Annotated in this window: 11 protein-coding genes; 2 read left to right on the plus strand and 9 right to left on the minus strand. The window is 54.2% G+C overall.

The window, feature by feature from the left end:
* Positions 1-73: 73 nt before the first annotated feature.
* From GE278_14945 to prmB, 4 genes are all read right to left on the minus strand, one after another.
* Positions 74-874, minus strand: coding sequence for a TSUP family transporter (locus GE278_14945; protein ID QLK61996.1), 801 nt, complete (start codon positions 872-874; stop codon positions 74-76).
* A 55-nt stretch (positions 875-929) separates the two neighbouring features.
* Positions 930-1700, minus strand: coding sequence for a penicillin-insensitive murein endopeptidase (mepA, locus tag GE278_14950; GenBank protein QLK63307.1), 771 nt, complete (start codon positions 1698-1700; stop codon positions 930-932).
* Between the two features lie 85 nt (positions 1701-1785).
* Complete coding sequence (aroC, locus tag GE278_14955; GenBank protein ID QLK61997.1) at positions 1786-2871, minus strand: chorismate synthase; 1086 nt, start codon at positions 2869-2871, stop codon at positions 1786-1788.
* Positions 2872-2942: 71 nt separating this feature from the next.
* Complete coding sequence (prmB, locus tag GE278_14960) at positions 2943-3875, minus strand: 50S ribosomal protein L3 N(5)-glutamine methyltransferase (protein QLK61998.1); 933 nt, start codon at positions 3873-3875, stop codon at positions 2943-2945.
* 203 nt (positions 3876-4078) lie between these two features.
* Between prmB and smrB the strand changes: the two genes are divergently transcribed.
* Positions 4079-4618: an endonuclease SmrB gene (gene smrB, locus GE278_14965; GenBank protein QLK61999.1), complete on the plus strand. Its 540-nt coding sequence runs from the start codon at positions 4079-4081 to the stop codon at positions 4616-4618.
* Between the two features lie 90 nt (positions 4619-4708).
* Here the strand turns inward: smrB and sixA are convergent, their stop codons facing one another.
* The 4 genes from sixA to GE278_14985 form a co-directional block, all read right to left on the minus strand.
* Entirely contained in the window at positions 4709-5197 is a 489-nt protein-coding gene (gene sixA / locus GE278_14970; GenBank protein ID QLK62000.1) for a phosphohistidine phosphatase SixA, read from the minus strand.
* Between the two features lie 403 nt (positions 5198-5600).
* The gene (gene fadJ, locus GE278_14975) at positions 5601-7784 is read right to left on the minus strand and encodes a fatty acid oxidation complex subunit alpha FadJ (GenBank protein ID QLK62001.1); all 2184 of its coding nucleotides are present in this window, start codon (positions 7782-7784) and stop codon (positions 5601-5603) included.
* A complete protein-coding gene (gene fadI / locus GE278_14980) occupies positions 7781-9094 on the minus strand; it encodes an acetyl-CoA C-acyltransferase FadI (protein ID QLK62002.1) in 1314 nt (437 codons plus the stop codon). The genes fadJ and fadI overlap by 4 nt, the downstream gene beginning before the upstream one ends.
* Positions 9095-9302: 208 nt before the next feature.
* Positions 9303-9635, minus strand: coding sequence for a DUF406 family protein (locus GE278_14985; GenBank protein ID QLK62003.1), 333 nt, complete (start codon positions 9633-9635; stop codon positions 9303-9305).
* Between the two features lie 417 nt (positions 9636-10052).
* Here GE278_14985 and fadL point away from each other — a divergent pair, with 417 nt between their 5' ends.
* Positions 10053-11330 (plus strand): long-chain fatty acid transporter FadL, encoded by a 1278-nt coding sequence (gene fadL, locus GE278_14990; GenBank protein QLK62004.1) that lies wholly within the window; start codon positions 10053-10055, stop codon positions 11328-11330.
* Positions 11331-11411: 81 nt separating this feature from the next.
* On the opposite strand, the gene mlaA is transcribed toward fadL, so the two are convergent.
* Positions 11412-12179, minus strand: a complete 768-nt coding sequence (gene mlaA / locus GE278_14995) for a phospholipid-binding lipoprotein MlaA (GenBank protein ID QLK62005.1) — start codon at positions 12177-12179, stop codon at positions 11412-11414.
* Positions 12180-12209: the final 30 nt, after the last annotated feature.

The raw sequence follows: 12209 nt of genomic DNA on the forward strand, positions 1-12209 counted from the left end.
TATAACCCTGTTTAATCGCGTAATTTTATGACCTCGGGCAAGCCGGAGAACGATATCTGGCTTGCCTGAAGGATTATAAATGCAGGCTCAGCCACTGATGGATCTGCGCACCGTGATTGTCATAGATCAACTTGCAGCTCATCACGACGGACACTGCAACCACCATCGGGCGAATCATCTTCTGGCCTTTGCTCAGCACCATTCTCGCACCGAGTCGCGCACCGATAAACTGCCCGGTCATCATCACGAAACCCAATCCCCACACCACTTTTCCGCCCAGGATAAAAAACAGCAGGCCGCCGAAGTTAGAGGTAAAGTTCAGGACTTTGGCATGTGCCGTGGCTTTTGCGAGGTTAAACCCGCATAAGGTTACAAAGCCTAAAGCATAGAATGAACCTGCGCCGGGGCCAAAAAAGCCGTCATAAAACCCGACGCAACCGCCACCGACCAGCGCATACGGCAAGGCTGTCAGGCGACGCTGACGATCGCTTTCACCCAGTTTTGGCGTCAGCAGGAAATACAGCCCAATGCAAATAATCAGCAACGGCAATACCTGTCGTAGCATATCGGCCTGCAACCGCTGAATTAAAATCGCGCCCAGTACCGCCCCCACAAAGGTGCAGGCGATATTCAGCTTCTGATCGTTAAGATTGACCACGCCGCGCCGCACAAAGTACAGGCTGGCGGAGAACGAACCGCCCACAGCAGAAAGCTTGTTGGTCGCGATGGCCTGCGCCGGAGAAACCCCGGCAGCCAGTAGCGCAGGCAGGCTGATAAGGCCACCGCCGCCTGCGATTGAATCAATAAAACCTGCCACCACAGCGACTAAAAACAGAACGCCTACTACCCAGGGGGCAACAATTAACCAGTCCATTTTTCTATCAGTCCCGTTCTGTGTGGCGAAGAATTATTGAAGTATTCATACATGATTAAAGAACGTGTTTGTCCAGCAGCGCCTGACAGGTCGGCGGCAACGGAGGTGGTTCGCTTTTGACTGACCCGCTACCCGGTTTCGGCGGCAGGAACCAGCTTTGCAGCTCGGCACCACAGCCATCACCCGGCGGAGGCGGCGCCTGATTTTCACATTCCAGACTCCCGGCCGGACAGCTCAGACGAACATGCATATGGGCGCGATGACCAAACCATGGCCGCACTTTATGCAGCCATTCACGGTCGGTTCCGGCATCCAGACATAGCTGCTGTTTGATGGCTGGATTGACAAAAATCCGCACCACTTCTTTATCCTGCGCAGCCATTTTGATCAGCGTTTCAATGCGCGGCTGCCATTGGCTCGGTACCACGTTTTTACCGTTAGCACTGACCAGATCGATCGGCTGCGGTTTAAGCAGCATTTGCTCGCTCCAGCGCTGACGCGGCAGTTGCAGCCAGATATCCACATCCAGCCCGGACTGATGGCTGGCGTGACCGCTGCTGAAACGCCCGCCAGCAGGCATCGCCATATCACCGACCAGCATGGTGCCGAGACCTTTTTCACGCGCCTGCGTACCAAGACGGGTGATAAAGGCCAGCAAATCCGGCTGGCCGAAATAACGGCGCTGATCGGTGCGCATCACCTGATAATCCGGTGAATTGAGCGGCAGCGGCTGCGCGCCAATCTGACAACCGTTGGCATAGCCACCCACGGCTTGTGGGGTGCCGGAAATCGGTTGAGTAATTTTCTGCCAAGGTGTTGCCGCCATGGCAGGTGCGCAGAGCGCGAGCGCCAGAAGACTGGCGCAGGCGGTTTTCAACGCAGGGATTTTACGTAAGGATTTCATCAAAGGCTTACCAGCGTGGCACGGTGGAATGGACGTCGCCGTTCTGAGCGCGCTGTCGCAGTAAATGATCCATCAGCACAATTGCCATCATTGCTTCGGCAATCGGCACCGCCCGGATGCCAACGCAAGGATCGTGACGGCCTTTGGTAATCATCTCGACCTGCTCGCCTTCGCGGTTGATGGTACGCCCCGGCACGGTGATGCTGGAGGTCGGTTTCAGTGCCAGATGCGCAATCACCGGCTGACCACTGCTGATCCCGCCGAGAATGCCACCTGCGTGGTTGCTTTCGAAACCATTCGGTGTGATTTCGTCACGATTCTCGCTGCCGCGTTTGGCGACCACTGCAAAACCGTCCCCGATCTCAACGCCTTTCACCGCATTGATGCTCATCAGCGCATGCGCCAGATCGGCATCCAGACGGTCAAATACCGGCTCGCCAAGGCCGACCGGCACGTGATCCGCCACGACGGTGATTTTGGCACCAATCGAATCACCTTCTTTTTTCAGCGCGCGCATCAGTTCGTCCAGCGCTTCCAGCTTACTTTCATCCGGGCAGAAGAACGGGTTGGTTTCGACCAGATCCCAGTCTTTCAGCTCGCAGGTGATATCGCCCATCTGGGACATATAACCGCGTACTGTAACGCCGAATTTTTCCAGCAAATACTTCTTGGCCACCGCGCCTGCGGCCACTCGCATCGCCGTTTCGCGGGCTGATGAACGGCCACCGCCGCGATAATCACGCACGCCGTATTTCTGTTCGTAGGTGTAATCTGCGTGCCCCGGACGGAACACGTCTTTGATAGCACTGTAATCCTGCGAGCGCTGATCGGTATTCTGGATGATCAGACCAATGCTGGTACCGGTGGTCACGCCTTCAAATACGCCGGACAGGATTTTCACTTCATCGGCTTCACGGCGCTGCGTGGTGTAACGCGAGGTGCCCGGACGACGTCGGTCGAGATCGTGTTGCAGGTCTGCTTCGGTCAGCGAAATTCCCGGCGGCACGCCGTCGATAATACAGCCCAATGCTACACCGTGGGATTCGCCAAACGTGGTGACGCGGAAAAACTGCCCAATACTGTTCCCTGCCATCACGGCTCCTTAACCATTATGTTGATGTTTCGATTCTGGAATGGCCGGTGATATACCGGCCATGAAATGTCTTAATCGCGGTAGCCGGTGAAGTACCCGGCACATTCTACAAGCTGCTGTTTGGTCAACATAAAGACGCCATCACCGCCGTTTTCAAACTCCAGCCAGGTAAACGGGATCTCCGGATATTGTTCCATCAGATGTACCATGCTGTTGCCTACTTCACAAATCAGCACGCCGTCGTCGGTCAGATAATCCGGCGCACAGGAGAGAATGCGGCGGGTCAGCTTCAGACCGTCTGTGCCGGAAGCCAGACCGAGCACGGGTTCATGACGGTATTCTTGCGGCAAATCAGACATATCTTCTTCATCCACATACGGCGGATTCGTGACGATCAGGTCGTATTGCAGTGGCGGCAGTTCGCGGAACAAGTCAGAGCGGATCGGCGTGACCCAGTTCTCGATCCCGTGCGTGTCGATATTGCGCTCAGCCACGGCCAGCGCGTCCGCAGAGATATCCACGGCATCAACTTCAGTCTCCGGGAACGCATAGGCACAGGCAATCGCAATACAGCCGCTGCCAGTACACATGTCAAGAATATGCTCAGGCTGCTTGTGCAAAATGCCGGAGAACCGGTTGGTGATCAGTTCACCGATTGGTGAACGCGGCACCAGCACGCGTTCATCGACATAAAACTCCATGTCGCAGAACCAGGCTTTGTTGGTCAGATAGGCCACCGGTACACGCTCGTTGACGCGACGGATCACACGTTCAACGATACGATGACGCTCACTGGAGGTCAGGCGCGCCGTGTGCATATCTTCTGGAATATCCAGCGGCAAAAACACGCTTGGTAACACCAGCTGCACTGCTTCGTCCCACGGGTTATCGGTGCCGTGACCGTAATAGACATTGGCCGCGTTCAGGCGGCTGACGGTCCAGCGCAACATATCCTGAATGGTATGAAGTTCACTGACAGCTTCGTCGACGAAAATTTTGTCCAATTTTATTCTCCAGGCAGTGCACGGGTTTTTAACAGACGTTTAACCCATAATTTGCCGCATAGTTTGCCACGAAGCCCGCCACAAATCAGCAGCTACTCAACGCACTTGCGCGGTGTCTCGAAGAATTTAACCCTGAGTTTTCTTTAAACCACAGGGTCCCCGCAGGTACACTGTCCGCATTGTGCGAAAAAGACGACCAGAAGATGAAGAAAAAGCACCTGCTCAGCCCGGAAGAAGCAGCAATATTTCGCGACGCTGTGCCGGGCGTCAAGCGCCTGAAAAATGACACTATTACTCACCGCCCGCCGCGAAAAAAGGCCATGCAACTGTCGCCCAAAAAGCTGATTCAGGAGCAGGTAGATGCGAGTTACTATTTTTCTGACGAATTCCAGCCGATGTTGCAGGAGGAAGGTCCGGTGCGTCATGTGAGGCCTGACGTCAGCCATTTTGAACTGAAAAAATTGCGCCGCGGGGATTACTCTCCCGAGCTGTTTCTCGATTTACACGGGTTAACACAGATGGAGGCCAAGCAGGAACTGGGCGCGCTAATCGCAGCCTGCCGACGTGAACATGTGCATTGCGCCTGCGTGATGCACGGCCACGGCAAGCATATCCTCAAGCAGCAAACGCCGCTGTGGCTGGCGCAGCATCCTGATGTCGAAGCTTTTCATCAGGCGCCTAAAGAGTTCGGCGGCACAGCATCGCTGCTGGTACTTATCGAGCTGGACGACAAAATCAGTTAACCGCCATTTCCAAAAGCACAAAGCAGAAAGGCACAGCGAGTATGTACGCGCTGTGCCTTTCTTTTGTTTAATCTTCCCGTCCCGGAAAAATTAGACCTTTGCCATGACCTGACACGGACTAAATTGCCAGTCAAAGCTGCCTTGCCCGGTTTCACCATTGAGCTCCACACTGGCCATCGCGGAAGTGGCAAACATCGGTGGGCACATGCCTGGACACAGCTCGGCAATCAGATAACCCACCAGCGGCAGATGAGACACCACCAGCACGGCTTTCGCGCCAGTCAGCGCAAGATGTTGCAGCTCGCTGGCCACCAGAGCAGGATCACCGCCCGGTGTCAGTTCTTTCAGAGTATCGATTTCAACGTTATCAGGCAGTGACAGGTTTTGCCGCACTTTATCAAGCGTCTGCTGTGCACGCAGGTACGGACTGACCAGAACATGGTCAATTTTAACGCCACGGCCATTCAGCCAGGCTGCCATATGTACTGATTCGTCACATCCGCATTCGCTCAATGGGCGAACCGAGTCGCTTGCAGCTTCAAGAACTGCATCACCGTGACGCATAATTACAACTTGCATATTGCACCGCTTTTGTTAACAAAAATAGCGCTATACAGAAACGCTTTGCGTGCTGTATCACCCATTGCCCAGCGTTTTTTCATCGTCGTGTTAACGGTAAAAAAGCTGAAAGGCAGTACATCCACTTAACCCACCGAGCCCACATGCTTTGCATGGTCAGCATCAGCGGTCGGGCATTTTGCCTGAAAGTTCGCGTAAAGAAAACGCTGTTTTTTACACCAACCCCTACCGCATGTAAATCATTACGGCGAAATTTTAACCGCTCGAGTTGTAGATCAATCGTTTGGGTTTGTTATTGTACAAACAGACCTCACCATAAAAAAGATCCCGCAGGCTTAAGTATGGCCGCAAGCAGGATCTGTTCCAGATTCTCGCGAAAATGATTACCACGCAGTGATGGAAGTCACACTACGTCAGCAATTTCCTTCACTTCCCCTTGCGGATAGAACACCTCCCGGCTCTGTGCGCGGCGCAACAAACCTTCACAGGGCGTGAAATGCTCACCGTAACGTTGCGCCAGCTGCTGCAGCGTTTTCACCACGTTGTCTGCGCCCAGCGTATCGATATAGCGGAACGGGCCACCGCGAAACGGTGGGAAACCGATGCCAAACACCGCACCCAGATCACCATCGCGCGCGCTGCGGATGACTTTTTCATCCAGACACCGCACCGCCTCGTTGAGCATCAGCATCACGCAACGCTGCGCCAGCTCTGTTTCTGACTGCTGCGCTTTCGGCGTGACGTTCAGTAGGCGATAGACCGCCGGATCGACCTGCTTTTTCTTCGCCCCCCGCCCTTTTTGCCCGTAGAGATAGAAACCTTTACCGTTTTTCCGGCCTTTGCGATCGTCTTTCAGCACCGCGTCAAACCCGGCAGGCGCAGCAAAGCGTTGTCCAAAAGCGTCCACCAGTATCGGACTGATTTTGGTGCCAACGTCAATCCCCACTTCATCCAGCAACTGAATCGGCCCGACCGGAAAGCCAAAATTCACCAGCGCCTGGTCAATGTGATCGATGGGTTCACCGGCCAGCAAACAGCGAGCCGCTTCGTTGATGTAGGGCGCAAGAACACGGTTTACGAAAAATCCGGCGCTGTCACCGACTACAATCGCCGTTTTTCCCTGTTTCTTCGCCAGCGCAACCGTAGTGGAAATAGTCTGGGCGCTGGTTCCTGCGTGCGGGATCACTTCCACCAATGGCATTTTATCCACCGGGCTGAAATAGTGCAGACCGATGACCTGCTCCGGGCGTGTGGCCTGCGCGGCAATCTGATGAATCGGTAAAGAAGAGGTATTTGAGGCAAAAATAGTGCGCGACGCGGCGTTTTTCTCGATCTCCGCCACCATGCTCTGTTTGAGGGTTAAGTCTTCGAATACCGCTTCGACGACCAGATCCACCTGCGCAAAGCCGCTGTAATCGGTGGTACCGGAGATCAGCATCATCTGGCGCTGCTGTTCGTTGCGGGTCAGTCTGCGGCTGCGGACTTTCTTGTCCAGCAAATCCCAGCTGTATTTCAGTGCATGGCGGATACCTTCAGGACTGACGTCTTTAATTCGCACCGGCAGTCCGGCACGGGTCGCAGTGACGTTGGCGATCCCCCCTCCCATCAGCCCGCCGCCAAGAATGCCCACGCGGCGAACCGGCAGCGGTTTCGCATCCGCACCCTTTTCTTTTTTAAGGGCGGTGGAAGCGAAGAATAATCCGCGCAGCGCGGCAGATTCTGGCGTCATCACCAGTTCTCCGAACGCGTTGGCCTCCGCCTGATAACCGTTGCCACTGCCCTGATCCAACCCGATTTTTACCACATCCATAATTTTTTCGGTGGCCGGATAATTACCGTGGGTTTTTGCGCGCGTTTGCTTGCGCACAAAATGAAATAACAGACTTTTGCCGAGCGGACCGCCCGCCAGTCGGGCCTGCCAGGGCAGCGGCGGGCGCGCCTTGCGACCTTTGGCGACGCGCTCCAGCGCGGTCTGCAACAGGATCGAATACGGCACGGCATCATCCACCAGCCCCAGCTTCAGTGCCTGTTTCGCCCGCAGGCTGCGGCCAGTCAGCATCAGCTCAAGCGCTTTCGGTGCGCCGATCAGGCGCGGAAGACGCTGCGTACCACCGGACCCCGGAAGCAGGCCGAGCTGTACTTCCGGCAGACCGAGTTGGGTTTTATCGTCCAGTGAACAAATACGGGCATGACACGCCAGTGCCAGCTCAAGACCGCCGCCCAGACAGGCACCGTGAATAGCCGCCACAACAGGTACCGGGAACGAGGCAATTTGCGACATTACCGTCTGTCCTTTCAATGCCAGCTGGCTGGCCTCTGCGGCGGTTTTACATCCGGCAATCATCGTAATGTCGGCACCGGCAATAAAGGAGTCAGGTTTGCCAGAAATCAGCACCAGACCTTTCAGATTCGGATACTGCTGCGCTTTATGCAAAATAGAGGAAATTTGTTCAGCAAATTCAGCCTTTAAGGTATTCACTTTTTCACCGGGGACATCAATGGTGATAATGCCGATATGTTCCGTTGTAAACATCAGTGAAAACGCGGAATCCGGTGTTGTGGTTGGATTTTCCATATTGTCCCTCATTGTGCCGCCTCCAGAATCATTGCCGCGCCCAGACCACCGGCGGCGCAGGCCGTCGTCAGCCCGTATTTTCCGCCACGGCGGCGCAATTCATGCAGCGTTTGGGTGATCATTCGAGCGCCAGTCGCTGCAAACGGATGCCCGTAGGCCAGCGATCCGCCCAGTACGTTGAATTTATCCCAGTCGATTTGGCCGACGGCCTCACTGCGACCCAGCTTTTCACGGGCAAACTGTTCACTGCCCAGCATCTTAATGTTAGCCAAAGTCTGCGCCGCAAAGGCTTCGTGCATGTCGATCAAATCGAGGTCAGCAAAGGTCAACCCGGCGCGATCGAGAGCGACAGGCGTGGCATAAGCAGGCCCGAGCAACATATCTTCCCAGACGTCGATGGCGGCAAAAGCAAAACTTTTCAGATACCCGAGCGGCTGCAAGCCGAGTTCACGTGCTCGGGACTCGCTCATCATCAAAACCGCTGCCGCACCGTCGGTCAGCGGCGTACTGGTGGCCGCTGTCACCGTGCCGTGTTTGCGATCAAATGCCGGACGAAGCTTCGCGTACTGCGCGATGTCTGAATTCAGGCGGATGTTGTTGTCCTTTTGCAGCGCCTCGCGGTAAGGCGGGATCTGTGCTGTCATCACCTGACTGTTCAGGTAACCCTGCTCCCATGCCTGCGCTGCCAGGGTATGCGAGCGGTGCGCCAGTTCGTCCTGCTGTTCACGCGTAATACCGTGACTTTTTGCCATCTGCTCGGCGGTATCGCCCATACGCAGGCCGGTCGAATATTCCGCCACTGCCGGGGGCACCGGCATCAGGTCGCGTAGTTTGAGTTTGCTGAATAAAGAAAGGCGTTGCGAGAGCGTGCGGGCTTTACTGACGTCCACCAGCGTGCGGGCGAGACGCTTGCTGACGCCAATCGGCAACACCGAGGATGAATCCGCGCCACCGGCGATCCCAACGCTCACGGTGCCGCTGAGAATACTTTCTGCGACGTTCGCTACTGCCTGAAAGCTGGTGGCGCAGGCGCGTGAGACGCTGTAGGCATCCGTCGACACATTCATGCCAGTGCCGAGCACGATTTCGCGCGCGATATTTGGCGCTTCCGGCATCTGTACCACCTGGCCGAACACCAGCTGGTCGATGACTTTCGGGTCGATCCCACTTTTTGCCAGCAATTCGCTGACCACCATTTTGCCCAGGTCCACGGCGGGAATACCGTGGTAAGCGGTAGCCTGTTTCGCGAATGGCGTGCGTAAACCATCGACAATCGCAATGCGATCGCCTTCACGCGTGACCAGTGGAATGACGTTATTCATACAAGCTCCTGAGTAAGAGGGTCTTAAGAGGTCTGACCTGATAACTCAGTTTTAACCATGTATTTACATTTGGCAAAGCGAAAGCCGCTGAAGTGCGAGCAACAGCAAATTTTTCTGAAAATAGAATGAGAAGGAATGCAGGCGGGGAAAAATACAGAAAAAAAAACCGCTGCGTACAGGCAGCGGTATTTGAAACACATAAGAGAGATTATCTCAGGGCCAGCTGGAAGATCATCGTCTCGGCCTGACAGGAGAAAGTGAAGTCGATATTGAGCTCGACGCCCCCTTCTACTTTCTCCATGCGGCTGGTTATCTCACACGGTTCGGATTCAACGCCGCGGGCGCGTTCAGTCAGTGCCTGCAACATCTCTTTAGCCTGTGCTTCAGTTTCGAAAACATGGCTGTAAGTCGCGGTGCAGTCGGTGTTGTCCATGATAGTGCCCACATCAACACAACAGCAGGCTGCGGTTTCTTCGGCGCCACATTTGTTGATGGAGTGCAGAGGTTGGGTGGATTTAGAGGACATGGTTACGTCAGACATAATTTTCTCCCCGGCATCAACGGCAACGTCCACCGTCTGGCCTTTTTGCGAATTTAAGATTTATTTTCCGTGGGTATTTTACGCCACCCCTTCCGCTTCGACTAGCACTTACTTTTTATGTGTGTTTAAAGTGATCTGCATCACATTTTCATGAACAACAGATTAAAATTAAGTCTCTCTTCTCACTTTAGCGTTTCTAAATTGAACTTTTATTGTTGGTTTTTTGTTAAGTGGATCCAATTTCTTGCATCAAATAAGAAATATCAATGAAACATTATTGCAACTACACCACAGGTCAGACCTATACTTCGCTCACTGGTCTGATTTGTCAGACTGATAACGGACCCTACAATCCCGCGCTCATTGTTACTTTGTGTAACATTGTTTGATAAAAAACATAAAATTGAGGTTTTGGTCATGAACCAGAAAAACCTGTTAAAAAAATCAGCTCTGGCAGCTGCAGTGGCAATTGTTTCTTCCAACGTATACGCGGCAGGTTTTCAGCTCAACGAATATACCGCTGCGGGTTTAGGTCGCTCCTTCTCTGGTGAAGGCGCGATTGCGGACACCGCGGCCTCCGGCAGCCGTAACCCGGCCACCATGACGATGTTTGATCGCCCGGCATTTTCTATCGGCGCAGTTTACGTTGACCCGGACGTAAGCGTAACCGGTAAATCCCCTGTCACCGGGGCCAGCACAGACGCGGGCAACATCGCACCGAACCAGTGGGTTCCGAACATCCACTTTATTATGCCGCTAAACGATCAGTGGGCACTCGGTGCGTCAGCCACCTCCAACTACGGCCTGGCGACAGAGTTTAACGATAATTATCCTGCGGGTCCTATCGGTGGCGAAACCGATCTGATGACCATCAATAACAACATTAGCGCGGCTTATCGTTTTAACGAACACTTCAGCTTCGGCGTGGGCTTTGATGCCGTGTATGCCAAAGCCAAAATTCGCCGCACCGCCGGTGAACTTGCACCGCTGAAAACCGGCGGCCTGATTGCTGAAGATACCGAAGCGGCGAAGCTTAAAGGCAACGAATGGGGCTACGGCTGGAACGCCGGTATCTTGTATGAAGTCGATGAAAACAACCGCTACGGTTTCACCTACCGTTCAGAAGTTAAAATTGATTTCGATGGCGAATACCGCAACGGTATCCCTCAGCAACTGGGTGGCACCGGCGGTCACACCGTTCCTGGCTCACTGACCCTGAATCTGCCGGAAATGTGGGAAGTCTCCGGTTATAACCGCGTTGCGCCGAAATGGGCTGTTCACTACAGCCTGGCCTACACCAGCTGGAGTCAGTTCCAGGAACTTAAAGCGACCGGCTCCAACGGCCAGACACTGTTCCAGAAAGACGAAGGCTATCACGATGCATACCGCATCGCGCTCGGTACAACTTATTACTACGATGAGAACTGGACCTTCCGTACCGGTGTGGCATTCGATGACAGCCCGGTTCCAGCGGATAACCGCACCATCTCTATTCCGGATCAGGACCGTTTCTGGGTTTCAGCGGGTACAACTTACGCGTTTAATAAAGATGCGTCAGTGGATGTCGGTGTTTCCTATATGCACGGGCAGACCGTTAATATCAGCGAACAAGTGGCTGCAGGCGCACCGAAATATGAGTTCCAGGCTAAAGGCACCGCCATGCTGTACGGCGCGAACTTTAACTACAGCTTCTGATAACTTTCACAGAAATGAAAAAAGCGCCGCGAGGCGCTTTTTTTTTGCTTTCATCTTTCTATATAAATAACGTTCCCGATATTACTCGGAATCGATATCTTTCAGATCGCCCTGAATCAGTGCCGCATTCGGGTTCACCTGCGGCGTCAACTGACCGCCCTTGGCCAGGAAGTCGTGACGCTGGAAATAAGCTTCACGCACCATCAGGTAAGGATCGGAAGAGTTACGCAGAATACCGTCGGAATCGAGCAGTTCAGCACGGGTTTCGATGCCCTGAAGCGCCCACTTACCTGCTGACATCCAGAAGGTCAGGTAGCTCAACATTGGATACAGGGTATCGACAAAATCGCCGCCCTCGTCACGCACGGTGAAACTACCATACGCCGGTAACTGTACGTACGGGCCGTAACCGACGCCGTAATGGCCAAGCGTACTGCCAAAGCCCTGCGGTTCTTCGCGCGCCAGTTTCGGATTCGCCATTGAAGCCACATCAATCAGGCCGCCCATCCCCAGCAAGGTATTGAGGAAGAAGCGGTTGAAGTGGATCGCCGCACGGTACGGATCGCCTTTCAGCAGGGAGTTCACCATGCTGGCCGGTTCGTCTAAGTTGCTCATAAAGTTGCTGGTGCCGTTTCGCGCCGGTTGCGGCACGTAATCACGCCATGCAACGGCGACCGGACGCAGAACGTACGGATCAACGTAGTTATAGTTGAAGTTGAACATCGTCCGGTTGAAACCTTCCAGCGGATCAGACCGTCCCTGCGGTTCACTGTCCGAGGATCCGGACGTGCCAGCACAACCGACCAGCACAACTGATGCAAACGCCAGCCCAGTCAGGCGTAAGTTCATGGATATCTCCCTGTTATTGATCTTCGGCTC

The sequence above is a fragment of the Enterobacteriaceae bacterium Kacie_13 genome, from assembly GCA_013457415.1.
Classification (GTDB): Bacteria; Pseudomonadota; Gammaproteobacteria; order Enterobacterales; family Enterobacteriaceae; genus Rahnella.